Below are 23087 nucleotides of genomic sequence, written 5' to 3'. Positions count from 1 at the left end.
TGGACGCCGCCGTGGCCCCAGGTAGCGGAACTGTCCCGGACGATCTCGCGCCCCGTCATCGACCGAAGGTGGCCGGCCGTGAGGTATTCGCCGTGCCTGCAGGAACTTCGGCTCTCCGCAAGACCGTCGACTGCATCGTCGAGTACGACGACGGATCGATCCGGCTGAGCGTTCCTGACGTCCTCGGTGCGCTGGTGCTGAAAGGTGCTGCCTACAAGGAGGACGCACGGGACCGAGCGCGGCACCTCGACGACGCGGTGGTGTCGGCGTGTGCGATGAACGATCCGTTGGGCGACAGCCTACGCATGGAAGGCAGTGATCGTGGACGGGTCCGGGTCTTGGCCGACGCATTGGCCGCAGAGTCGCATCCGTCCTGGTTGCAGGTTCCCGAACAGTTCCGAAGTCAGGGGTGCCACGCACTTCTTCGAGTGGTCGAAGAGCCGAAGCCTGTTCCGCCGCAGCGGAGACTGGGGAGGTAGGGGCGAGCGCAATGTGCTCGGTGGCAGCAATTCCGTTGCTCTGGGACGATTTCCGCCAGAGACGTCACGAAGACGTTCCACGTGCGCTGCCCTCGGCTCCGCAAGAGAATTGCTGAGCCATCCGTGGCGTGTCGACGAGGACCGAGAGCCGGTGAACCGACGAGACGCGTTACCGCGAAAAGCGCTCCGTCACCATCTCGATCCCCGAGACGGCAACCGACGAAGTCCTACCGGAGCGGCTTCAGAAAGTCGAAGAACCCGGGTGTGTGCACCTGCCGCAGCCGGGTGAGCTTGCGGTAGCTGATCAACCACACGCCGTCGACCTTCCGGTACTCCTCGTGGTAGTGGCCCCAGCCGTGCAGGTGTTCCTCGACCGACCCGTTCGTCCACCACAGTTCGTCCTCCATCGCCCAGATCCCGGTCGCGGTGGTGTCGCCGGTGAGGGTGATCTCGGGAGTGTGACCGTGGTGCGCACTGGTGACCGGAGTGCCTCCGTCGAGCAGGTTCTCGATGGCGCGCCGCAACGGTTCGCGGCCCACGACCCGATTGGACCGTCCACCGGTGCGCGGCTGGGTGTCCTCGGGCAGGCCGCCCCAGGTCTCGCTCACCACGTCCTCGGTGTGCAGGGTGGGGTACAGATCCCACTGCTTGGTGTCCATCACCCGCAGCCGTGCGGCGAAGAGCCGCTTGATCTCCTCGACGGCCAGCAGTTGTTCCGCGGCGCTCGGTGTCAGGCCCGCGTCGGTCTGTGTCACGAAGGTTTTCCCCTCACTCGGATCGGAGCAACGTCACTTCACGGTCGGCGGTGAGATCGACGACCAGTTCCCGGCGCGAGATGCGCCAGCCTTCCGGCTCGCGCCGGTACTCGTCCCGATAGCGGACGGACACCGTGTAGTCCCGGTAGCCGTCGCCGCTCGGGTACACGTGGTGCGCCTCGCAGTACAGCTCGCCCCGGGCGCGGTCGCCGTCGAGGTCGATCACGTGCTGGCCGAGGACGTGGCGTGTGGAGTGCAGGTGCGCGACCGCGGCGAGCACCCCGTCGGCGATCGGTCCGGCACCGGTGAGCACCGGGTCGTGTCCGCGACGGACCAGCCCGGGCGGCTGCACGAACTCGGCGTCGTCGGTGAAGAGCGAACGCAGCACGGCCGGCTCGCGGCGGTCGACGGCACGGGCGTACCGTGCGACGACGTCCGTGAGCGCGAGGCGATCCTCGAGTGGGCTGCTCATGCGGGCATTCTCCATCGCTCGACGTCCGGCGCGCGCTCGTCGTCCCACTGATCGGTCGGCGACGAGGCCGCTCCGGGGCGGGTGAAGCGCAGGACCGGGCAGCTGCCCGGGTGGTCGGCGACGGTCACGACGAGACCGGGGTGGTCGGTGACGGCGGGCAGCAGCGCGGCGTACGTCGTCGCAAGCGCGTCGGCGAACGTGCGCCGGTGCGGACTCACCGGTCCCGCAGCGCCGGGGCGCAGCACGGACGTCGTCGCGGTCCCGCCGGGCGGCGACGCGTGGTGCTCGCCGGTGACCACGACGTGGTCGAAGCGGTCGGCGGTGATCTGATCGTCGTGGTTCTCGATCCCGACGAGCACCGCGATGTGGGCGGGGTCGAGGAGGGACTCGGCGGCGTCCGCCAGCACTCGCACCGTGCGCGGCAGCCCGTGGGCCGGCATCAGCACGGCGCGGTGGCCGGTGCCGATCGCGCTGACCCACGGTCCCAGCAGCGAGAACAGGGGTGCGGTGCGGCTTCCCACGATGGCCACCGTCCCGGCGTCGTGGTGCGGGCCGCAGTGCCACAGCGCCCCCGACGGCCCGGGTATCCGGTAGGTGGGCCGACCGGCGCTACCCCAGCCTTCCAACGACTCCCGCACCCGGTGCAGTGCCGTCAGGGACGTGAGGATGTCGTCCATGACCACGTGGGTCGGCAGTTGTCCGTCGAAGTCGGCGTGGACCGCCTCGGTGAGCGGCTTGTGGTGCTGCACGAGCAGATCGATCATGGCGCGGACGGGCCGGACCCGGTGGCCCGGATCGGTGGCCGACGCCGTGGACGGCGTCCGGCGCTGCCGATCGAGCACAGCGGAAAGTTGCTCGGGGAACGAGGATCCCATGGAGGCCTCCTGTCGTCACCGCCGCGCACCCGCCCCGTTCGGGTCAGGTCAGCGACGCTTCGTGGATCGCGCGGTCGAATTCGGGCAGCGGCCCCCCGGCTTGCAGGGTGGTCGCGAGGGCCGGGTCGGCCAGGTGCAGGCGGCCGACGGCGATCAGGTCGAATTCGCCGCTGTCGATCCGTCGTTCCACCTCGTGGACGTTGTCGTCGATCGGTGCCGAGCCGCTGATCCGGCTCTCCCGCAGCGACTTGCCGATGCCGACGCTGCCGACGGCCATGGTGGTCACGCCCGTCAGCTGCTTGGCCCAGCCGGCGAGCGAGAGGTCGCTGCCCTCGAAGGCGGGGGTGTCGAAACGGCGGATGCTCGCGTCGAGGATGTCGACGCCGGCCTCGACGAGAGCGCCGAGGATCACCTTCAGCTCGTCGGGCGTCTCGGCGATGCGCGCGGTGTAGTTCTGCTGCTTGTGCTGCGAGAAGCGGAACACGATGGGCAGATCGTCGCCGATCTCGGCGCGGATGGCCGCCACGACGGCCGCGGGGAATCGGGTGCGCCGCTCGAGGTCACCGCCCCACGCGTCGGTCCGGGTGTTGGTGCCCTCCCACAGGAACGAGTCCAGCAGGTAGCCGTGCCCGCCGTGCAGCGCGATGCCGTCGAATCCGGCCTCGGCGGCTGCGGCGGCGGCGCGAGCGTAGGCCGCGATCACGTCGGCGATGTCCTGCTCGGTCATCGCCTCCGTCGGCCGGGTGGCCCACGCGACGTAGTCCTCCGGGTACGAGGTGATGCCCAGGGCGCCCCAGCTGCCCGACGGACGCATCGGCTTCAGTGCGGGATCGACCGCGCTCATCGCGCCCCACAACGGTCCGACGTGCCACAACTGCGGGACGATCCGGCCCCCGGCGTCGTGTACTTCGTCGACGACCCGGCGCCACCCCGCGAGTGCCTCGGTGCCGTGCATGCGCGGAACACGCGGATTGTCCACGGCCGTCGGGTGATCGATGGCGACACCCTCGGTGACGATCAGGCCCGTCCCACCCGCGGCCCGCCGCCGGTAGTAGGCGGCGACGTCCTCACCCGGCACACCGTCGATCGAGTACGACCGCGTCATCGGTGACATCACGATGCGGTTCGCCAACTCGAGCGAACGCACACGGAGCGGGCGGAAGAGCGGGGAGGAGGAAGCCATGCGGTCGAAACCCTCTCTCGGACGGTACGGACGTGGCTGCCGTGCGGCAGACCGGATATGGATGCGGCCCGCCGGCCGGGTACGACACCGGCCGGCGGGCCTGTAGGACGCAGATTTCCACGCGGCACCGCCCCTGTCGATCGGGTGTCCCACTCAGTGCGATGGAACCCGGCGCGAGGGAACCCCGCTCACCGCAGCTTGATGCTGCCCCCGTCGGCCATCAGCGTCTGCCCCGTCATGTACTTCGAGTCGTCGGAGGCGAGGAACACCACCACCGGCGCGATGTCCGTCTCCGGGTCGCCGATGCGCTGCAACGGCACCTTCGCCGCCGCGGCGGCCGCCCGGTCGGGGAACGCCTGCTGCCAGGCCTGCACGCCTTCGGTCGCGGCGAACGGGCACACGACGTTGACGCGGATGCCGTCGGCGGCCCATTCGTTCGCGGCCACCCGGCTGACCGCCCGGATCGCCTCCTTCGCCGCCGCGTACGACGTCTGCGTCGGCATGCCGTCGAGGGCGGACCCGGAGCCGAAGTTGACGACGGAACCCCGGGCCTGCTTGAGCTGCGGGTAGCAGGCCTGCATGAGGTGCACGGTGGGGTAGAACCCCGTGCCGAACGACAGCTCGAACATCTCCGGGGTGTGCTCGACCAGCAGTGCCTGGCGCGACGCGTGCGCGTTGTTGACCAGGATGTCGATGCCGCCGAACGCCGCGACGGCGGCGTCGCGGATCTGGTCCGCGCTCTCGCGCCGGGAGATGTCGGCCTGCAGGAACTTCGCCTCACCGCCGGCCCCGGTCAGCTCGGACTCGAGCGCGCGCCCCCGATCGTCGTCGACGTCGACGAACAGCACGCGGGCGCCCTCGCGGACGAACACGCGGGTCACCGCGCGGCCGATCCCGCCCGCACCGCCGGTGACGACGGCGGTCTTCCCGCGCAGTTTCACGGCCACGTCCCTTCCACTCATGCGCCGACGGGGTCGCCCGTGGCGAGCGCGACCTTCTCCAGTTCGGCCACACTGTAGGCGGCGTAGGTCTCGTACGGGCCGCGACCGGAGAAGTAGGACGAGAGCTGGTCACCGAGTTCGTCGACGGTGAACGCGGAGCCCGCGGCGTCGAAGCGGTGCTCGACCTTGGGGGCCTCCATGAGCGCGACCATCTTGCCGTACACGACGAAGACCTGACCGTTGACCTCGTCGGAGGCGGGGGAGGCGAGGTACCGGACCAGGGTGGCCACTCGCTCGGGCGCGAGCGGGTCCAGACCCGACGCGCCGGTGTTGTTCTCGCCGAATGCGTCCGCAGTCATGGCCGTGCGGGCGCGCGGGCAGATGGCGTTGGCCCGCACCCCGTACCGCGACAGGCCCTGGGCGGTCGACAGGGTCAGGGCGGTGATGCCGGCCTTGGCGGCCGAGTAGTTGGGCTGCCCGGCCGAGCCGAACAGGAACGCCTCGGAGGAGGTGTTGATCACGCGGCCGTAGACGGGGCCGTTCGCGTCCTTCGACGCCTGCCGCCAGTGCACGGCCGCGGCGCGCGACGTCGCAGCGTGGCCCTTGAGGTGCACCCGGATCACGTCGTCCCAGTCCGACTCGGACAGGTTGAAGATCATCTTGTCGCGCAGGATGCCGGCGTTGTTGACCAGGATGTCCATCGATCCGAACTCGGTGACCGCGGTGCGGACGAGTTCCTCGCCGAGCGCCCAGTCCGAGACGTCGCCGGTGACGGCGACGGCGCGGCCTCCGGCGGCGCGGATCTCGTCGACGACGTCGTGGGCGGCGGCGCCCATGTCGTTGACGACGACGGCGGCCCCGGCGTCGGCGAGGGCGAGGGCTTCGGCACGGCCGAGGCCGGCGCCTGCTCCGGTGACGACGGCGGCGCGGCCGTCGAGGGTCAGGTTCTGGGTCATGATGGGCTCCTTGGGTCCGTGCGGGAGTGCAGAACGGTGACTGAAAACTAGTATTCATTCTAGTACCTGCACAAGGGTGTTCTCCGGCCGCACTCTCGCGAGCCGAGGGTGTTCCCGTAAGTCCGCAGGCAACCGTGGGGCCTGGCCTTCGCGTCATCATCCGGCCGTTGATCCCGGAACAGGAATATGTTCTACTGAATTTGCTGTGATCCGCGGCACACCCGCGACGATCGCGTGGTCGTGCGCGTCCTGCCCCACCCACGAACCCCGGAAGGACCCGCGATGTCTCTGAACCTGGCCGATCTCACCGAGGCCGTCGTCGATGCGATACCCGACCGGACGGCCCTGATCTGCGGGGACGAGTCCCGGACGTACGCCGAGTTCGACGCGCGCGCCAATCGGGCCGCGCACCACCTCGCGGCCGTCGGAGTGACGGCAGGTGATCATGTGGGCCTGCACATGCGCAACAGCCTCGAGTTCCTGGAGGTCATGTTGGGCTGCTTGAAGATTCGCGCGGTGCCCGTGAACGTCAACTTCCGCTACGTGGGTGCCGAGCTCGTGCACCTCTACACCGATGCGGACCTCGTGGCACTCGTGGTCGACGACGAGTTCGCCGACGTCGCGGCGCAGGCCGTGCCGCACACCTCACGGCTGCGGCACATCACCGTCGTCGGAAGCGCCGAGACGGCGGCGCTCGAGCAGGCCGCGGCAGCTGTGGACGCGACCGTGGCGCGGTACGCGGAGGCGGTGGAGAGCGCCTCGGGGGAGAGGGATTTCGGTGCGCGGAACGGCGACGACCGGTACATCCTCTACACCGGCGGCACGACGGGCATGCCCAAGGGCGTGATGTGGCGGCACGAGGACTTCTACTTCGCGGCGCTGGCCGGCGGCAACCCCTACGGCGAACCGCACCGCAGCCCTGCCGATCTCGCCGCGGCCGCCGCGGCCAACGAGCACCCGATGTCCTATCTCGTCACGGCGCCGCTCATGCACGGGGCCGCGATGTACTCGGTGCTGATGGGGCTGTTCACGGGTGCGAAGCAGGTGCTGATGCGGTCGTTCGATCCGATCGAGGCGCTGCGCCTGATCGACCGGCACCGGATCGCGATCGTGATGGTGGTCGGCGACGCCATCAGCCGGCCGCTGGCCGACGCGGTCGCCGCCCGCGGCACGGAGTTCGATCTGAGCTCTCTGCTGGTCATCGGCTCCGGCGGGGCGCTGTGGTCGGCGAGTGTGCGCGCACACCTGGCGGAGCTGCTGCCGAACGTCTACCTGCGCAACTCCTTCGGCTCGTCGGAGGCGGGCGCGACCGGCACCCTCGACGCCGGCTCCGACGGCCGTGCGCGGATCTCCCCGTCGCCGACGCTGCGGGTGGTCGACACGGATCTGGCCGAGGTCGAGCCCGGCTCGGAGACCATCGGTTACCTCGCCCGCATCGGCCACGTCCCCCTCGGCTACTACAACGACCCGGACAAGTCCGCGGCGACGTTCCCCGAGCGTGACGGTGTGCGCATGTGCCTGCTCGGGGACCTGGCCACCGTGGAGCCGGACGGTGCGATCGTCGTGCTCGGCCGCGGGTCGGCCTGCATCAACACCGGCGGCGAGAAGGTCTACGCGGAGGAGGTCGAGGAAGCCGTCAAGAGCCATCCGGCCGTCCTCGACGCCGTGGTGGCGGGGATCCCGGATCCGCTTCTGGGCGAGCGGGTCTCGGTGGCCGTCCAGTTCCGTCCCGGTGTGGACGCGCCCACGGCCACGGAACTGGCCGACCACTGCCGGACCCTGATCGCCGGGTACAAGATCCCGAAGACGATCGTGCCGGTTCCCGAGGTGCTGCGTTCGCCCGCCGGGAAGGCGGACTACCGGTGGGCGAGGGCGACGCTCGAGAACGCGACCGTCGACGCCTGACGTCGTCGGACGAGGAACGGCCGGCCCCACATTCGGTGCCGGCCGTTCCCGGTGTCCGGGGCGGGTCAGCGACCGGCGCGGGCGAGCAGCTCGCGCGACTCGTCGCGGCCGTCGAGCACCCGGGCGGTGCGTCTGCGGATCCGCCACCGGCCGTCGTTCTTGACGAGTTCGAAGCGGTTGGCCGTCACGCGCCAGACCCGGAAGCCGTTCTCGTCGTGGCGCAGCAACTGCGAATGGCAGGTGGCCACGGCCGTGTCACCCTCGACCCGGATGTGCACGGGATCGAGGAGGTGTCCGCATCCTTCGTGGATGTAGTCCTGGTGCGGCCGTGTGCGCACCATCTCCATGATCTCCTTGCGGCCGTTCATGGTGCGCATGTCGACGTCGTAGACGGCGTCCTCGGTCCACAGTTCGCCCACCGCGTCGGCGTCGCCGGCATCGACGGCCGGGCCGTAGGCGGTGACGATCTCCTGGACGGCGATCTTGTCCTCGAGGAGCTGGACGCGGGCGAGGAGGGACCGGACGAGTTCTGCGGTGTCGGTCTCTGCGGTGTCGGTCTCTGCGGTGTCGGTCATGGGGTCTCCTGTTCGGATGGTTCGGCCGGGGCGAAGTCCAGCCCCAGATCGGTGCCGAGTGCCCGCAGGCACTCGAGTTGTTCGCAGTAGTGTTCGACGCCGGTCGCGGCGACGGTCGCTCCGACCACGGTGGCGCCGGCCTCGCGACGGCGATCCAGCGACCGGGCGGTGCGCTCGCGCGCGCCCAGCGGGTCGAGGGGCGCACCGGTGTCGAGGACGACGTCGAAGCCCTCCGGGCGGTCCACCCGGCCGAGCATCGCGGTCAGGTCGGGCAGGGGCAGGCCGAACGGCACCCAGCCGTCGCCGTGGGCGACGGCGCGGCGCAGCGAGCGCAGCGTGCGGCCCCCGATCCACAGCGGGACGCGGGGTTGGACGGCGTGCGGCTCGACGAGCAGGTTCTGGAATTCGTAATAGGACCCGTGGTACTCCGGCAGTCGTCGGGACAGTGCGGCGCGCAACGCGGCCAGGGCGTCGTCGGCGCGGGCGCCCCGGTCCTCGAACGGTGCGTCGAGGAGGTCGAACTCCTCGCGCAGGCTGCCCACCCCGAGGCCGAGCGTCAGCCGGCCGCCGCTGAGGACGTCGAGGGTGCCGTAGCGCTTGGCGATCTCGAGCGGGTGGTGGTAACCCAGGACGAGCACCTGAGTGGCGAGCCGGATGCGTTGCGTCCGGGCAGCGAGATAGCTGAGCGTGGCGAGGGGGTCCCAGTAGGTGCCCCCGCGGGTGGCCGCCACGTCCACCGGGACGGCGACGTGTTCGCTGCAGGTCAGATGGTGGAAGCCAAGGAGATCGGCGGTTCGGGCCACCCGGGCGAGGTCGTCGATGCCGGCGGTGCGTTCCCACGGTGAGTGCACGCCGGGGTGCTGGACCACGACGGGGCTGACGATTCCGATGCGCATGCGAGCCTCACCGCTGCCGGGACTGGGAGGGTGTCGGTCCGTTGTACCGGACGGCATCGTTTCGTCGCGGCCGACGTTCCGATCAGCGGGATCCGCGTCGACCGCGGACGCGAGGCGCGTCAGGGTCGCAGGGGGAGATTCGCGCCGCCGATCACTACTGGCGGCGAGAGTGAGCTGATACACTTTCAGAATTCATTTCAGTTTTCCCGCTCCCATCCGGGGCAGAAGTATCGGGAGGCCGCAGATGGCAGTCGTCGAAGCAACGGAACCGACAGCTACCACCGCCCCGCGGCGCGACGTGCCGCCGTCGATGGTCGAACGGATGACGCTCATCCTCGACGCGTTCGAGGGCAGGTCCTCGCGCCTGACGCTGGAGGAGGTGGCCTGCCGCACCCGGCTGCCCCGCTCGACCGTGCACCGCATCCTCGATCAGCTCGTGAAGCTGAACTGGGTCGACCACGCATCCTTCGGCTACTGCCTCGGCCGGCGGGCGCTCGGTCTCGGCGGCGGGGACGGTGGCCACGGGGAGATCCGGGCGTCGGCGGCGCCGCTCCTGCACGAGCTGCACATGCAGACCGGCATGGTGGTCCACCTCGCCGTCCTCGACGGCGCCGAGAGCGTCTACCTCGACAAGGTCGGCGGCCGCTTCGCCGCGGCGCTGCCCTCGCGGGTCGGCGGCCGGGCCCCGGCGTACACCACCGCCGGTGGCAAGGCGATGCTGGCCTGGCTCGAACCCGAGCGCGTCGACGACCTGTACGAGCGGCGCCTGGCCCGCCGCACCGAGCACACCATCGGTGACCTCGCGACCCTGCACCAGGAACTCAGCCGGATCCGGCAGAGGCGCGGTCTGTCGTTCGAGCGCAGCGAGTCCGTGCGCGGCGTCGCGTGCGTCGCCGTCGCTGTGCGCGGGCACGACGGTCCGGTCGCCGCGATCTCGCTGTGCGGCGACGCCCGCACCGCGCAGCTCGAGCGGGTCGCACCCCTCGTGGTGGACGCCGCCCGAGAGGTCTCCCGCAGCCTCTACCCCGAACTCGGCGCCCCGCGCCGGGGCCGCCGGGCGCCCGAACCGCCCGAGAGCACGTGGTCCCCGGACGCGATGGACCGGCTGCTGTCGGTCCAGAGCGGTCAGTGGCTCTGAGGGACTTGTTCGAGGCCTCATGCCGCGAGCTGGCTGCGGTGGTGGGCTTCGTGCCGGTCTCGTCCTGAGGGTCCCGCTTCGACGCGTGCCGCGTCGGTGCCCTACGGACCCCTCGCTCCGTCCCGGCCCGCGAACAGTGCCCGAGGTGAGTGCTTGAGTCGGGTGTCCGCCCCCGGTCGCGGTGGGATACTGGACGAGGGGTGACGGTTCCCGACGGAGGAGTTCTGCGATGACCGAGACCGACCACCGCGAGCATGCAGGCCACGACCACACCCATGGCGAGGGTTGCGGGCATGTGGCCGTTCCGCACGGCGACCACATGGACTACATCCACGAGGGGCACCGGCACGCCGCGCACGAGGGGCACTACGACGACCACTGACCGGCAGGACTCGCCCCGGGGCGCAACCGACCCGCGCATCCGGGAGTTCTGTGAGCGCAATCTGCACTGGAGATGGGTGCTGCCGGGCGGGATCTGCAGCATCGGGGCACTGCTGGGGGTCACACCGATCCGTGTCGCGGTGGTCGGCGCCTGGCTGATCCTGCTGGGTATCGCGGTGTTCTCTTTGCTCCACCGGCCGATCGGAGCATCGGTGGCCTCGTTCGGCCTCGGAGTGCTGACACCGGCCGCCGTTCCGACGGCGCTGGATCTGCTCGACTCGCTGTGAGTTCCATTCATGGTCTGGGAACCACGGCACCGGCCCACTCCGGGGAGGGCGACAGCGGCCGCCGCCGAACTCGGGGTCGACGAATCGCAGGGCGAGGTCCGAGGCCACGCTCGACGTCGCACACCGACTCCCACGGGGTGCGTGGTGGCGATGGTCGGGACGGGACCGACGATGCCCCCGGCCCTGGCCGTCGCCGGCGGCCCGGTCGCACGGATGGTGATCGAGATCGCCGATGTCGCTATCTGCGCGTGCACCTCTTCTTCACGCAACAGGCGGCAGCCGTCGCGTTGCGCCGCGCTCTGGGCCCGTCGGCTGCGGACCGGCTCGTCGAGTTCGACGCCTTCGTGCCGCACCTGCGCTCGGCCGCGGACGTCACCGCTACCGACGCGCTGTTGCAGTGCCGCGGGGACGCCGGCGCGCCGCACGTGATCTCCGAATTCGTCTCTGCCCGCGACGAACATCCCCGGGGCCTCGCCCTCGCCTCGGTCGTCACTACCGTCGACGCCCTGACATTGTGGGATATGTTGGTTGCCCCTGCCCTGTACCGGAGGCGAAACCCGGGGGCGTCGCTCGTGGCGACCGCGACGCAGATCGAGCACGCCACCGTCGTGGTGTTCACCGCATGGACATCGCTGGCAGTGGACGATCTCCATCTGCTCGTGGCGCTGGTCGGGCACCTGAACCCGGCGGCGACGGTGGTGCTGCTCGGAGCCGACGCCCCCTTGGCGCTCGATCGGCACGGATTCGACGACGCCGAGGCGAGCCTCAACCGCGCGGGTTGGATGCACGTGCTCAGCGACACCTTCGCCCCGCGCAGTGTCCACGCACGGGTGTCCACCTTCCGGTATCAGAATCTTCGCCCGTTTCATCCCGGCCGTCTGGCTGCGTTGTTCGATGCAGGTCCGGACTCGCCTGTCGGGGCGAATGTGGTACGGGCGGTGGGCTTCTGCCAGCTTGCATCGCGCCCCCACACGGTGGTGCTGTGGGATCAATGTGCCACCGCGTTGCAGTTCACGGCCATGCACACCGACACCGACGCCTGCGCGGAGGAATCGCTCGCCTTCGGCCAGGACATCGCATTCTTCGGCGTCGACCTCGATCCTGCCCGGCTGCAGGACGTGCTGGATGCGTGCATCCTCGATGACGACGAGTTTCTTGCCGGGCCTGCAGGCTGGACGGCTCTGCCGGATCCGCTGCCGCGGCGGGAGACGTAGATCCCGTGCCCGCGCCGGGGCCCGGCGCTGGTGCGGTCCCGGGCTGGTCCGGGAGCAGACTCGGGTGACCGTGGGCCGGTCGGGTAGCAGCGGTGTTCACCGCATCGGCGGAAACACCAGATTCTCGCTGCTGCGGCCGTCGCTACGCGCCGGGTGGCCATCGAACGCTGAGTTCGTCAGGAAAACCGTGGTATTCACCAGGGACATCACCGAATCGGGCAAACCGGCACATCGGCGCCATCGGCGATGTCGTCGTCGCAGGGACCCTGTCGGGGCCTCGGATCGATCCGTCCCCTTTCCCGGGTGCTCTCCCGCTTTTCCATGGGCGGTATCCAGCCCGCGCGCGTTCCGTGCGGCGACCGACCCGGCTGCGACCGCGAGTGTTCGTGCCGGGCCCGGGCTGCAATCCGCCGCAACGTTGAGCGGGCTCGCTCCCTCTCCCTACATTCGTGACCCGGGTTACACGGCGTGAGACGAGGACCGTCCCGAAGTCTCGTCACGCTCGGGGCTCGGCCCTGTGCGGCAGGCCCTCAGGCAGAAAGTAGAGGAGAGCAATGGCGCTGAACAAGAGTGCATTACTGAGCGCGTATCGGAAGATGTCGGAGATCCGCGAGTTCGAGGACCGGTTGCACGAGGAGAACGCGACCGGCGACATCCCGGGGTTCATCCATCTGTACTCGGGGCAGGAAGCGATCGCCGTCGGTGTGTGCGAGAACCTGCACGACACCGACTACATCGGCTCCACCCACCGCGGGCACGGCCACTGCATTGCCAAGGGGTGTGACCTCGACGGGATGATGGCCGAGATCTTCGGCAAGAACGACGGATTGTGCCACGGCAAGGGCGGATCGATGCACATCGCCGACCTGTCGGTGGGCATGCTCGGCGCGAACGCGATCGTCGGCGGTGCCCCGTCGCTGGCGATCGGCGCTGCGCTGAGCGCCAAGACCCTGGGGAACGGCGGTGTCGCGGCCTCGTTCACCGGCGACGGCGGATCCAATCAGGGCACCGTGTTCGAGGCCATGAACATGGCGGTCGTGCTCGAGTTGCCGATCGTCTTCGTCATCGAGAACAACGGATTCGGTGAGGCCACCGGCCGCGACTATGCGGTCGGCACACCGAGTATCGCTGCGCGCGCCGCGTCGTTCGGGATGCCCGCCACCACCGTCGACGGTACCGACTTCTTCGAGGTCCACGAGGCGGCGCGCGAGGCGGTCGAGCGCGCCCGCAGGGGAGGCGGTCCTTCCACCATCGAGGCGGTGGCACACCGCTGGCACGGCCACTTCGAGGGCGACGCCCAGCTGTACCGCACCGCGGACCAGGTCGCCGAACTCCGAAGAACCCACGATCCGCTGGTGAAGTTCCGCGCGAAGGTCGACGGCAAGAAGGTCACCGCGAAGGAACTCGATGCGATCGACGCCGAGGCTCGTGAACGGGTCGAGGTCGCCGTCACGAAGGCGCGCGCTGCCGAATACCCGCCGCTGACGAACCTGCTGACCGACGTCTACGTGTCGTACTGAGAGAGAGAACGAAAATGACCACGTCGAAGACGACATATCGCGAAGCGATCAAAGCCGCACTCGCACAGGAGATGCAGCGGGACGCGACGGTCGTGCAGATCGGTGAGGACCTGCGCGGCGGTCACGCCGGCACCAATCCGGAGCTCGAGTCCGGGAAGGTGGAGGCGTTCGGCGGTGTGCTGGGGGTGACGAAGGGTCTGTGGACCGAGTTCGGTTCCGACCGTGTCATCGACACCCCGATCACCGAGTCCGCGATCATCGGCATGGCAGCCGGCGCTGCTCTGACCGGGCTGCGACCGGTGGCCGAGTTGATGTTCATGGACTTCTTCGGAGTCTGCTACGACGCGCTCTACAACCAGGCCGCGAAGTTCCGGTACATGTTCGGCGGCAAGGCCCGTACCCCGATGGTGGTGCGGGGCATGATCGGCGCCGGATTCTCCGCTGCCGCCCAGCACTCGCAGTCACCGTACAACGTGTTCGCCGCCGTTCCCGGCCTCAAAGTCGTCGCCCCGTCGAACGCCTACGACGCCAAAGGCCTGCTGATCCAGTCGATTCGCGACGATGATCCGGTCGTGTTCTGCGAACACAAGACACTCTACGACGTCAAGGGCGAGGTTCCGGACGAGCCGTACACGATCCCGTTCGGTGTCGCCAACTACACCCGTGAGGGCACGGACGTCACGATCATCGCGCTGTCGGCGATGGTGAACGCCGCCAACACCGCCGCGGACAAGCTGGCAGCCGAGGGGATCTCCGTCGAGGTCGTCGACCCCCGCACGGTGTCGCCCCTCGACGAGGAGGGCATCCTCGAATCCGTCGCCTCCACCGGCCGGGTAGTGATCGCCGACGAGTCCGCGGCGCGCTGCGGGTTCGGTCACGACGTCGCCGCGCTGATCGCGACGCGTGCGTTCGGGTCACTGAAGGCGCCGATCGAACTGGTCACCCCGCCGCACACTCCGGTGCCGTTCTCCCCGGTCCTCGAGCAGGCGTGGCTGCCGAACGCCGCTCGGATCGAGGCCGCCGTCCGCAAGGTTGTGAGTGCCTGACATGAGTGAGATCAAACTGATCGAAGTTCCCAAGTGGGGCCTGTCCATGGAGGAAGGCACCGTGGCGGAGTGGCTGGTCGAGGAGGGAGCGTCCTTCTCGAAGGGCGACCTGATCTGCGAGATCGAGACCAGCAAGATCGCCAACCAGTTGGAGGCGCCGTTCGACGGGGTGCTCCGACGGGTCGTCGCCAAGGCGGGGGAGACGTTGCCGGTCGGTGCGGTGCTGGCGGTGTCGGCCGAGGCCGCGGTCTCGGACGCCGAAATCGAGGAATTCCTCGCCGGCATCGGGGCAGATCAGGTGCCGGCACCGGCCGAGTCGGGGCGGTCACCGGGCGGGCAGCCCACCGTCGCGCCGTCGGATCTCGAGAGCAGCCCACCGGCGCCGGCGGCCCACGAATCGGTACCGGTGACCGGGGCGGCCACCGGGTCCCGTCAGCGTCCCGGTGCGACGATCGTTCCCGATGCCCTGCGCGGACGGACGAACGGTGACGTGTTTGCGACCCCGCACGCCCACCGCCTGGCAGACGAGTTGTCGATCGACCTGGCCCGTGTGACAGGGACCGGCCGGGGCGGCCGGATCTCCGTTGCCGACATCCACGACACGATCCGGGCGGGCGGTGGAACCGTCGCACCACAGCCGTCGCCGACGCCGTCAGGTATTCCGGGACGTTCCTTCGAGGACGACACCGCCGTCCCGGCCACCCCCGTGGCCCGACGTCTGGCCGCATCCCTCGGGATCAATCTGCACGACTGCCGCGCCACCGGCTCACGCGGCCGGGTGTGTGAGGCCGACGTTCGCGAGGCCGAGCGCCGGTTCCGGCTGCAACCGGAAGTCGTCCCAGCGCCCGAACCCGTCGCGGAGGCGGAGTTCGAGACGATTCCGTTCACGGCGATGCGCAAGGCGATCGGGCAGCGGTTGCAGGAGTCGAAGCGCAGCGCCCCGCACTTCCGGCTCACCGCGGACCTGCAGATCGACGACCTTCTCGCCTTGCGGACGAAGATCAATGCGACCGTGCCCGCCGTCAAACTGTCGGTCAACGACTTCGTCGTCAAGGCGTGTGCCGCGGCGCTGCGGAAGGTGCCCGATGTCAACGTTCAGTTCGACGAGGCGACACAGTCGGTGCTGCGCTATGCAAGTGCCGACATCTCGGTGGCTGTCGCACTGCCGTCGGGTCTGATCACCCCGATCGTGCGCGGGGCCGATGGCAAGACTCTCGCCGAGATCTCCGGGGAGGTGCAGTCGCTGGTGACCAAGGCCAAGACCGGGAAACTGACGGCCGACGAGTTTCAGGGCGGCACTTTCACGGTGTCCAATCTCGGCATGTTCGGTGTGCGGGAATTCGACGCGATCATCAACCCACCGCAGGGCGCCATCCTCGCAGTCGGTGCCGGACAGGAGCGTCCCGTCGTCGTCGACGGTCAGGTCGTTGCGCGCACGATGCTCACCGTCACGCTCTCGTGCGACCACCGGGTGATCGACGGCGCGCTCGGCGCCACCTTCCTGCGAGAACTCCGGCGTTTCGTCGAGTCACCCGCGCTGATGCTCGTCTGAGAGGTACACCATGACAGAGAAGTACGACGTCATCGTCGTCGGGAGCGGGCCGGGTGGCTATGTCGCCGCCATCCGTGCCGCGCAGCACGGTCTGCGCACCGCCGTCGTCGAGCGGGACCGGCTCGGGGGGATCTGCCTGAACTGGGGGTGCATCCCTACCAAGGCGTTGCTGCACGGTGCCGATGTCGCCCACACGCTGGCGAACCTTCGGCCGCTCGGGTTCAGTGCCAGCGGTGTGGAATTCGACATGGCACGCCTCGTCGAGTTCAGCCGGTCGGTGTCGGGGCGACTGTCCGACGGCATCGGCTACCTGATGAAGAAGAACGGCATCGACGTCGTCAGGGGGTCGGCGCGGCTGCTCGACAAGGGAGTCGTCGCCGTGACGGCCGCGGACGAGTCGGTGTCCGAGTACCGGGCCGACCATGTCATCCTGGCCACCGGGGCCCGGCCCCGTTCGGTTCCCGGTGTCGTGCCCGACGGCGACCGGGTCTGGACATACTTCGAGGCTCTGGTCCCGTCGGAGCTTCCGAAGTCCTTGCTGGTCATCGGCTCCGGCGCCATCGGCGTCGAATTCGCGAGTCTGTACAACGATCTCGGCACCGACGTCACCCTCGTCGAGGTGGCTCCGCAGATCATGCCGGTCGAGGATGCCGCCGTCGCGGGCCACGTACGGCGGCAGTTCGAGAAGCGAGGCATCAGGATTCACACCGGCGCCTCGGTGTCCGAACTGACGGTCGGCACGAACGCCGTCACCGTGGCCGTCCGGTCGGCCGACGGAACGATCGACGAGTCGACCGTGGACAGGGTTCTCGTTGCGGCCGGAATCCAGGGCAACGTCGAGGACCTCGGCCTCGAGGAACTCGGCGTCGAGGTCGATCGCGGATTCGTCACCACCGACCAGTGGTGTCGCACCAGCGCATTCGGCGTGTACGCGATCGGTGACGTGGCGGGCGCACCCTGCCTCGCCCACAAGGCAAGCCACGAGGCCGTGCTGTGTGTGGACAGGCTCGCCGGTGCGGATCACGTCCGGCCGTTGGACCGCGACTACGTTCCGGGCTGTACCTATGCGAGGCCGCAGGTCGCCAGCCTCGGTCTCACCGAAGAACGAGCGCGTGCGACCGGCCGCCGCCTCCAGATCGGGCAGTTCGACCTGCAGGCGTCCGGGAAGGCGCTCGCGATCGGCGAAGCCGACGGCTTCGTGAAGACGATCTTCGACGCCGACAGCGGTGAACTCCTCGGTGCCCACATGGTCGGTCCGGATGTCACCGAGCAGATCCAGGGATTCGGTATCGCTCGATCCGTGGAGGCGACCGCCGACGATCTCGCCGAGGTCGTCTTCGCGCACCCGACATTGTCGGAGGCGATGCACGAATCGGTTCTGGCCGCACTCGGCCGCCCGATCAACATGTAGCAAGCCCCGCCGAACCGCGGACCCGCGTGGGACCGTGGTTCGGCGGGAACCCCACGCCCAGGAATCGAACGAAACGTGAATCCCACCCCTGGAACATCACCCGAGGCGCCGGCCCGGTCGGGTCGCACATTGCTTCGACTGGAGGTCCGCAACGCGCAGACCCCCATCGAACGCAAGCCGAACTGGATCAAGGCCCGCGTCAAGACGAGTCCTGCGTACGCCGAACTCGAGAGCCTGGTCGAACGCGAAGGACTGCACACGGTGTGTGCGGAAGCCGGCTGCCCCAACATCTTCGAATGCTGGGAAGACCGCGAAGCCACGTTCCTGATCGGCGGTCGGCAGTGCACGCGCCGCTGCGACTTCTGCCAGATCGACACCGGCAGACCCGCCGACCTCGACCGGGACGAGCCCCGCCGCGTCGCCGAGTCCGTGCACGCGATGGGACTTCGGTACTCCACCATCACCGGGGTCGCCCGCGACGACCTGCCCGACGGCGGGGCCTGGCTCTACGCCGAAACCGTCCGGCAGATCCATGCCCTCAACCCCGGCACCGGCGTCGAGAACCTCGTCCCCGACTTCAGTGGAAAGCCCGACCTACTGGCCGAGGTGTTCGACTCCCGGCCCGAGGTGCTCGCCCACAACCTCGAGACCGTGCCGCGGCTCTTCAAGCGGATCCGCCCCGCGTTTCGCTACGAACGCTCGCTCGGCGTGCTCGCCGCCGCCCGCGACTTCGGCCTGATCACCAAATCGAATCTGATCCTCGGCATGGGAGAGACCCCACAGGAAGTGCATCAGGCGATGACCGACCTGCACGATGCCGGCTGCGACATCCTCACCATCACCCAGTATCTGCGTCCCTCGCCGCGGCACCACCCGGTCGAGCGGTGGGTCGCGCCGGAAGAATTCGTCGAGCACTCGAAGGCCGCCGAGGAGATCGGTTTCGCCGGCGTCCTGGCGGGGCCGCTCGTGCGTTCCTCGTATCGCGCCGGCCGCCTCTACGCCGACGCCATGGCCCACCACCGCCGTCCACTCGCGGCTGCTCTCAGCCGTCTCGCCGCAGCGCACCCGCCAGGAGAGTGACCACATGAGTTCCGCCGTCGAAGACGACCGCATCGTCGAGTTCGCCCGCCGCTGGCTGCCCTACGGGGGCGGAAGTCCCGGAGACCTTCTCGTCGAATTCGGTATGACCCCCGCGGGTTATCTGACCCGGCTGGGTGAGATCCTCGACAGCCCCGCCGCCATACGGCTGCACCCCCGACTGCGCGCGGACCTGCGCAACTTCGTCGCTGCGCGCACCGTTGTCCCGCGCGCCGCCGAATCAGCGCCGACCCGGAGGGACGATGTTCCGAGAGAAGCCCGGTCCGCCCCGCTGTGAGTCCCGGGGAGCAGGGCGCGCGTGCCGCTCCTACCCGGATTCGTCGACGCGGAGACGGCGGGAGCTCCGAGCGAGATCTGCACAGGCGGATCTCACCTGACCACACGAACTTCGACACCGTCAGCGAACCGGTACGGCTGGGGCGTCAGCACGGGACCGAGGCTCTTACGCAGGCGGGAGACCTCGGCACGGACGGCAACGATGTGGTCCCGGTCGCCGAACAGGGCCTCGCTCAACGACGCGGCATCGATACCGGCCGACCGGGTACGTGCCAATACCCGCAGAATCTGCGCGTGCCGCGGTGACAGGGCGCGCGTCCATTCCGTCTCCCCCCGCACCGTCGCCCGCGGAGCCGCTCCCAGGTCGAGTTCGAGTTCGACGGCCGCCCGTTCCGCTCGGCGCCGCACCAGCCATGCGTCACCGAGCGGTTCGGGCACGCAGAGTCCGAGACCGGGCACGAGCAGCGGCCGGTCGCCGCCCGGCGGTGCCAGTCGTTCGGGAACGCCGATTCCGCTGGCTGCCACGACCCAGCCGTGACCGTCCACGACGACGGCAGGCCCACACGTCGCTGCGAGCACCGGTGCCGCATCGGCACGGAGCCTGTCGAGGTGGGCGGCATGCTCGCGCCAGAGCATCGACTCGGCCAATCGCACAGCCGTCTGCACGAGGGCCACGGTGGCCGGATGCACCGACATCGCGGACCCGCTGATGTCCAGTACCCCGAGTACCTCGCCGGAGCGTGGATCGTGGACCGGTGACCCCGTACACGACCAGCCGTAGTGGGACCGCGCGTAGTGTTCGGCCGAGAAGAGCTGCACCGGAGCGTCCTCGACCAGCGACGTGCCGACCGAATTGGTGCCCACCGACTTCTCCGACCACCGGGCGCCCTCCACGAATCCGAGGACGTCGGCTTCCCTCTGCACGTCGCGTGCACCCTCTCGCCACAACACCACCCCGTCCGAGTCTGCGACGACCACGATGAAGTTCGCGTCGCTCGCCACCTCGGTCAGGGTGCCGCGTAGCTCGGGCAGAACCGATCTCAGGGCACTTCGTGCACGGCGCGCCTCGAGTTCGGAAGTGTCCGCGAGTACGACGTCCTCACACCGGGCGGGACTGACACCGTCTGCCCGAAGACGCGACCACGACCGGGCGACGACGTCGCGCGGCGGTACCGGCGGCGTCCGACCGGACATCACCGCGTCGTGGACGTCGCTCAGCAATCGGGCGCGGCGCGACAAGTCTTCACCGGAACCGGAAGCGAGCAACCGTTGGCGTGCCGAACTGGCCTTACTCACGCCGTCCAGCCTACCGTCAGGAGTGTGAGCCACACCATGGCCCCTGCCGTCTGCGGCCGTCACGAATGCGGAATTCGTCGACAATCTCGCACACTCGCCGAGAAGTGGGTCGACCGGCACACTGCCTGAGCAAGATCGTTCCGCACGAACGCTTTCGGGCCCCACGCACGCCACCACAGGTCGACACACCCGCGGGAAGCGGACCGCACCGTGTACGGCGTGGCCCCGGCCGGCTCGCCACCGAACCCGTCCATCTCCCGCGGCCCCACCGAGCCGCCGAACGACGTCGACGCCTTATGATCCTCTCGACACGGGGTGCCCTGGAGGAGGGCTGAGATCACACTCGTCGAACCTGCTCTAGTTCGTACTAGCGAAGGGATGTCCGAACGACGATGTCTGCTTGTCCACCGCCGCGAGTGTTGTCCGTTGCCGGTTCGGATTCCGGAGGACAGGCAGCGCTTCTTCTGGACCATGTTCAGGCGACCCACTGCCGCCGGATCGTCCTCGTGCCGGGCGGGGATCCTTCGCAGCCTGCCGAGTTGTCCGATGTGACATCGAAGTTCGACGTGCAGGCACAGCCGGGGTAGTCTTGCGACGGACTCGACACGGGGTGCCGGAAACGGCTGAGAGACAGACCCGTCGAACCTGATCTCGATCATGCGAGCGAAGGGATGCCGAGCCGGCGCGGCCGTGTGGTCCGTCGCTGCGGTGAACCCCTTCCCACCGAAGGGAAAGAACAGACAATGCTCCTGCAGAACCAGACTGTCCTCGTCACCGGCGCCGGGCGCGGTCTCGGTCGCCACCTCGCGCAGGCGTTCGCCGACGAGGGCGCCGCCGTCGTGGTCAACTACCGCAACAGCAGCGACGCCGCCCACGCCCTCGCCGAGAAGATCGGCCCGGACCGTGCGATCGCCCTGCCCGCCGACGTGACCGACGCCGCGCAGGTAGACGTCCTGTTCACGCAGGCCCGGAAACAGTTCGGCCGGCCGGTCACCACCGTGGTCAACAACGCGCTGCCCGACTTCTCCTTCAACGGCGACGCGCGCCGCAGAGCCGACGAGATCGGCTACGGCGACTTCGCCGCTCAACTCGACGGCATCGTCGGCGGCGCTGTCAACACGATCCAGGCGGCCCTGCCCGGCATGCGCGAGGCCGGCGGCGGCACCGTCATCAACATCGGCACCAACCTGTTCCAGAACCCGGTGGTGCCGTATCACGACTACACCGCCGCCAAGGCGGCACTGCTGTCGCTGACCCGCACGTTCGCGGCAGACCTCGGGCCCGAAGGCATCCGCGTGAACATGGTCTCCGGCGGGCTGCTGCGCACTACCGACGCATCGGCAGCGACCCCCGAGGAAGTATTCGACCTGATCGCCGCCTCCACGCCCCTGCGGAAGGTCACCACCCCGGCGGACGTCGCCGCCGCCGTCCTGTTCTTCGCTTCCGACTGGTCGCGAGCAGTGACCGGCCAGAACCTGGTGGTCGACGGTGGACTGGTGATGAACTGATGCCGGAGCCCCGCACCCTCCATCTGAACGCCTTTCTCCACGGTGTCGGCCACCATTCGGCGGCCTGGCGGCATCCATCGTCCGCGGCGGAGCGAATCGGCGACATCGCCTACTACGAGGAACTCGCGCGGACCGCCGAACGCGGCTGCCTCGATGCGGTGTTCTTCGCCGACGGACACTGCGTGAACCCGGGCTACACGGCCGGGACCACGTGGTTTCTCGAACCCCTGACCGCGCTGTCCGCCATGGCGCGCAGGACGAATCGCATCGGGCTGGTCACTACGGTGTCCGCGAGCTTCCATACACCGTTCCATGCGGCGCGGATGCTCGCCTCGCTGGACCACATCAGCGGTGGACGGGCCGGGGTGAACATTGTGACCTCGATGTTCGACGCGGAGGCGCGCAACCACGGGTTCGACGCGCTGCCGGACCATGCTGAGCGTTACGGCCGCGCCGAGGAGTTCATCGAGGTGCTGACTGCGCTGTGGGACTCGTGGGACGAAGCCGGCATCCTCGTCGATCGCGCGGCCGGTCGATACCTCGACGCCGATGCCATCCGTCGGATCGACCATCGCGGTCAGCACTTCCGCGTCGACGGGCCGCTCACCGTGCCGCGTTGTCCGCAGGGGCGTCCGGTGCTGTTCCAAGCGGGCGCGTCGGAGACCGGACGCAACCTCGCAGCGCGGCACGCCGAAGCGGTGTACTCGGTGTCGTGGGATTCGGCCGCGGCGCTCGACTTCGCCACCGATCTGCGTGGCCGCGCTGCCGCCGCCGGACGAGATCCCGCGTCGATTGCGATATTGCCGGGCCTCGTCCCCTACGTCGGTCGCACCGAGGACGAGGCCCGGGCGAAGAAGGCGACCCTGGACGCGTTGCTCGACATCGACGCTGCGCTCGCCCAGCTCGGTGTCTTCACCGGTCAGGACTACACGGGCCACGATCTCGACGCGCCGGTGGACGACCTGCCGTCCCTCGATCAGTTCTCCGGCCCGCAGGGCCGCTACGCGACGGTACAACGGATCATCGAAACGCACCGGCCCACTCTGCGTGAACTGCTCGGCTACCTCGCGGCCGGAGGAGGACATGCGACGATGATCGGCACGCCCGAGGCGATCGCGGATGGGATCGAGGAGTGGTTCGTCGCCGGCGCCTGCGACGGATTCAACCTGATGTGTCCGGCGTATCCGGATTCGCTGGACGACTTCGTCGACCTCGTCGTCCCGGAACTGCAACGCCGCGGCCTGTTTCGCACCGCATACCCCGGGGCCACCTTGCGCGACAGTCTGGGACTGTGGTCCTTCGCGTGAAGGCACCCGGGTGACG

The 23087-nt window shown here is 69.2% G+C and carries 22 protein-coding genes, 1 pseudogene and 2 riboswitches; of the genes and pseudogenes, 14 read left to right on the top strand and 9 right to left on the bottom strand.

The window, feature by feature from the left end; genetic code table 11:
* Nucleotides 1-92 precede the first annotated feature (92 nt).
* On the top strand, nt 93-479 hold the full coding sequence (locus tag LZP97_RS16435; RefSeq protein WP_234574843.1) for a hypothetical protein: 387 nt from the start codon (nt 93-95) through the stop codon (nt 477-479).
* A 227-nt stretch (nt 480-706) separates the two neighbouring features.
* Here LZP97_RS16435 and LZP97_RS16430 read toward each other — a convergent pair whose 3' ends face one another.
* The 6 genes from LZP97_RS16430 to LZP97_RS16405 form a co-directional block, all read right to left on the bottom strand.
* Complete coding sequence (locus LZP97_RS16430; RefSeq protein ID WP_040274998.1) at nt 707-1234, bottom strand: nuclear transport factor 2 family protein; 528 nt, start codon at nt 1232-1234, stop codon at nt 707-709.
* Between the two features lie 13 nt (nt 1235-1247).
* Nucleotides 1248-1706, bottom strand: a complete 459-nt coding sequence (locus LZP97_RS16425) for a nuclear transport factor 2 family protein (RefSeq protein WP_017679830.1) — start codon at nt 1704-1706, stop codon at nt 1248-1250.
* Nucleotides 1703-2581 (bottom strand): coniferyl-aldehyde dehydrogenase, encoded by an 879-nt coding sequence (locus tag LZP97_RS16420; RefSeq protein ID WP_010593470.1) that lies wholly within the window; start codon nt 2579-2581, stop codon nt 1703-1705. The genes LZP97_RS16425 and LZP97_RS16420 overlap by 4 nt, the downstream gene beginning before the upstream one ends.
* Before the next feature lie 43 nt (nt 2582-2624).
* Complete coding sequence (locus LZP97_RS16415; protein WP_040275000.1) at nt 2625-3764, bottom strand: oxidoreductase; 1140 nt, start codon at nt 3762-3764, stop codon at nt 2625-2627.
* A gap of 188 nt (nt 3765-3952) precedes the next feature.
* The gene (locus LZP97_RS16410; RefSeq protein ID WP_026137560.1) at nt 3953-4705 is read right to left on the bottom strand and encodes an SDR family NAD(P)-dependent oxidoreductase; all 753 of its coding nucleotides are present in this window, start codon (nt 4703-4705) and stop codon (nt 3953-3955) included.
* A gap of 17 nt (nt 4706-4722) precedes the next feature.
* Nucleotides 4723-5661: a 3-oxoacyl-ACP reductase gene (locus LZP97_RS16405; RefSeq protein ID WP_010593466.1), complete on the bottom strand. Its 939-nt coding sequence runs from the start codon at nt 5659-5661 to the stop codon at nt 4723-4725.
* A 282-nt stretch (nt 5662-5943) separates the two neighbouring features.
* On the opposite strand from LZP97_RS16405, the gene LZP97_RS16400 reads away from it, so the two are divergent.
* Nucleotides 5944-7566, top strand: a complete 1623-nt coding sequence (locus tag LZP97_RS16400) for an acyl-CoA synthetase (protein ID WP_234574841.1) — start codon at nt 5944-5946, stop codon at nt 7564-7566.
* A 65-nt stretch (nt 7567-7631) separates the two neighbouring features.
* Here the strand turns inward: LZP97_RS16400 and LZP97_RS16395 are convergent, their stop codons facing one another.
* Complete coding sequence (locus LZP97_RS16395) at nt 7632-8141, bottom strand: nuclear transport factor 2 family protein (protein WP_040275004.1); 510 nt, start codon at nt 8139-8141, stop codon at nt 7632-7634.
* Complete coding sequence (locus LZP97_RS16390) at nt 8138-9037, bottom strand: TIGR03619 family F420-dependent LLM class oxidoreductase (protein WP_040275007.1); 900 nt, start codon at nt 9035-9037, stop codon at nt 8138-8140. The genes LZP97_RS16395 and LZP97_RS16390 overlap by 4 nt, the downstream gene beginning before the upstream one ends.
* Before the next feature lie 244 nt (nt 9038-9281).
* Between LZP97_RS16390 and LZP97_RS16385 the strand changes: the two genes are divergently transcribed.
* From LZP97_RS16385 to LZP97_RS16340, 10 genes and pseudogenes are all read left to right on the top strand, one after another.
* Nucleotides 9282-10175, top strand: coding sequence for an IclR family transcriptional regulator (locus LZP97_RS16385; RefSeq protein WP_010593462.1), 894 nt, complete (start codon nt 9282-9284; stop codon nt 10173-10175).
* A gap of 253 nt (nt 10176-10428) precedes the next feature.
* Nucleotides 10429-10557 (top strand): annotated as a pseudogene (locus LZP97_RS16380) (zinc transporter permease); the annotation flags it as partial.
* Nucleotides 10558-10633: 76 nt separating this feature from the next.
* Nucleotides 10634-10843: a hypothetical protein gene (locus LZP97_RS16375; protein ID WP_010593460.1), complete on the top strand. Its 210-nt coding sequence runs from the start codon at nt 10634-10636 to the stop codon at nt 10841-10843.
* Nucleotides 10844-11091: 248 nt separating this feature from the next.
* Nucleotides 11092-12057, top strand: coding sequence for a GTP-binding protein (locus LZP97_RS16370; protein ID WP_230831745.1), 966 nt, complete (start codon nt 11092-11094; stop codon nt 12055-12057).
* A 554-nt stretch (nt 12058-12611) separates the two neighbouring features.
* Nucleotides 12612-13577, top strand: coding sequence for a thiamine pyrophosphate-dependent dehydrogenase E1 component subunit alpha (locus tag LZP97_RS16365; protein WP_010593458.1), 966 nt, complete (start codon nt 12612-12614; stop codon nt 13575-13577).
* 14 nt (nt 13578-13591) lie between these two features.
* Nucleotides 13592-14623: an alpha-ketoacid dehydrogenase subunit beta gene (locus LZP97_RS16360; protein WP_010593457.1), complete on the top strand. Its 1032-nt coding sequence runs from the start codon at nt 13592-13594 to the stop codon at nt 14621-14623.
* 1 nt (nt 14624) lies between these two features.
* Entirely contained in the window at nt 14625-16175 is a 1551-nt protein-coding gene (locus LZP97_RS16355; RefSeq protein WP_064065684.1) for a 2-oxo acid dehydrogenase subunit E2, read from the top strand.
* 10 nt (nt 16176-16185) lie between these two features.
* The gene (gene lpdA / locus LZP97_RS16350) at nt 16186-17586 is read left to right on the top strand and encodes a dihydrolipoyl dehydrogenase (protein WP_234574839.1); all 1401 of its coding nucleotides are present in this window, start codon (nt 16186-16188) and stop codon (nt 17584-17586) included.
* Between the two features lie 75 nt (nt 17587-17661).
* A complete protein-coding gene (lipA, locus tag LZP97_RS16345; RefSeq protein WP_043804964.1) occupies nt 17662-18666 on the top strand; it encodes a lipoyl synthase in 1005 nt (334 codons plus the stop codon).
* Nucleotides 18667-18670: 4 nt separating this feature from the next.
* Nucleotides 18671-18961, top strand: coding sequence for a DUF3263 domain-containing protein (locus LZP97_RS16340; protein ID WP_010593453.1), 291 nt, complete (start codon nt 18671-18673; stop codon nt 18959-18961).
* Between the two features lie 92 nt (nt 18962-19053).
* Here the strand turns inward: LZP97_RS16340 and LZP97_RS16335 are convergent, their stop codons facing one another.
* Nucleotides 19054-20181 (bottom strand): GAF domain-containing protein, encoded by a 1128-nt coding sequence (locus LZP97_RS16335; RefSeq protein ID WP_010593452.1) that lies wholly within the window; start codon nt 20179-20181, stop codon nt 19054-19056.
* A 376-nt stretch (nt 20182-20557) separates the two neighbouring features.
* A riboswitch (TPP riboswitch) is annotated at nt 20558-20652 on the top strand.
* Between the two features lie 200 nt (nt 20653-20852).
* A riboswitch (TPP riboswitch) is annotated at nt 20853-20945 on the top strand.
* Nucleotides 20946-20999: 54 nt separating this feature from the next.
* Here LZP97_RS16335 and LZP97_RS16330 point away from each other — a divergent pair.
* The gene (locus LZP97_RS16330; RefSeq protein ID WP_040274193.1) at nt 21000-21764 is read left to right on the top strand and encodes a 3-oxoacyl-ACP reductase; all 765 of its coding nucleotides are present in this window, start codon (nt 21000-21002) and stop codon (nt 21762-21764) included.
* Entirely contained in the window at nt 21764-23071 is a 1308-nt protein-coding gene (locus LZP97_RS16325) for an LLM class flavin-dependent oxidoreductase (RefSeq protein WP_010593450.1), read from the top strand. Before LZP97_RS16330 ends, LZP97_RS16325 begins: the two co-directional genes overlap by 1 nt.
* The last annotated feature ends 16 nt before the right edge of the window (nt 23072-23087 follow it).

It is taken from the genome of Rhodococcus sp. DMF-1 (assembly GCF_021441945.1).
In the GTDB taxonomy this organism is placed as follows: domain Bacteria; phylum Actinomycetota; class Actinomycetes; order Mycobacteriales; family Mycobacteriaceae; genus Rhodococcus; species Rhodococcus ruber.
Note: the sequence above shows the minus strand (reverse complement) of the source record. Positions and strands in the feature narration are given on the sequence as shown.

What these genes read in the sequence shown, in the direction of transcription:
- LZP97_RS16415 (WP_040275000.1), bottom strand. Translation starts at nt 3,764, where the DNA reads ATGGCTTCCTCCTCCCCGCTCTTCCGCCCGCTCCGTGTGCGTTCGCTC.
- LZP97_RS16400 (WP_234574841.1), top strand. Translation starts at nt 5,944, where the DNA reads ATGTCTCTGAACCTGGCCGATCTCACCGAGGCCGTCGTCGATGCGATA.
- LZP97_RS16360 (WP_010593457.1), top strand. Translation starts at nt 13,592, where the DNA reads ATGACCACGTCGAAGACGACATATCGCGAAGCGATCAAAGCCGCACTC.
- LZP97_RS16355 (WP_064065684.1), top strand. Translation starts at nt 14,625, where the DNA reads ATGAGTGAGATCAAACTGATCGAAGTTCCCAAGTGGGGCCTGTCCATG.
- LZP97_RS16340 (WP_010593453.1), top strand. Translation starts at nt 18,671, where the DNA reads ATGAGTTCCGCCGTCGAAGACGACCGCATCGTCGAGTTCGCCCGCCGC.
- LZP97_RS16425 (WP_017679830.1), bottom strand. Translation starts at nt 1,706, where the DNA reads ATGAGCAGCCCACTCGAGGATCGCCTCGCGCTCACGGACGTCGTCGCA.
- LZP97_RS16325 (WP_010593450.1), top strand. Translation starts at nt 21,764, where the DNA reads ATGCCGGAGCCCCGCACCCTCCATCTGAACGCCTTTCTCCACGGTGTC.
- LZP97_RS16330 (WP_040274193.1), top strand. Translation starts at nt 21,000, where the DNA reads ATGCTCCTGCAGAACCAGACTGTCCTCGTCACCGGCGCCGGGCGCGGT.
- LZP97_RS16390 (WP_040275007.1), bottom strand. Translation starts at nt 9,037, where the DNA reads ATGCGCATCGGAATCGTCAGCCCCGTCGTGGTCCAGCACCCCGGCGTG.
- LZP97_RS16365 (WP_010593458.1), top strand. Translation starts at nt 12,612, where the DNA reads ATGGCGCTGAACAAGAGTGCATTACTGAGCGCGTATCGGAAGATGTCG.
- LZP97_RS16385 (WP_010593462.1), top strand. Translation starts at nt 9,282, where the DNA reads ATGGCAGTCGTCGAAGCAACGGAACCGACAGCTACCACCGCCCCGCGG.
- LZP97_RS16395 (WP_040275004.1), bottom strand. Translation starts at nt 8,141, where the DNA reads ATGACCGACACCGCAGAGACCGACACCGCAGAGACCGACACCGCAGAA.
- LZP97_RS16420 (WP_010593470.1), bottom strand. Translation starts at nt 2,581, where the DNA reads ATGGGATCCTCGTTCCCCGAGCAACTTTCCGCTGTGCTCGATCGGCAG.
- lpdA (WP_234574839.1), top strand. Translation starts at nt 16,186, where the DNA reads ATGACAGAGAAGTACGACGTCATCGTCGTCGGGAGCGGGCCGGGTGGC.
- LZP97_RS16405 (WP_010593466.1), bottom strand. Translation starts at nt 5,661, where the DNA reads ATGACCCAGAACCTGACCCTCGACGGCCGCGCCGCCGTCGTCACCGGA.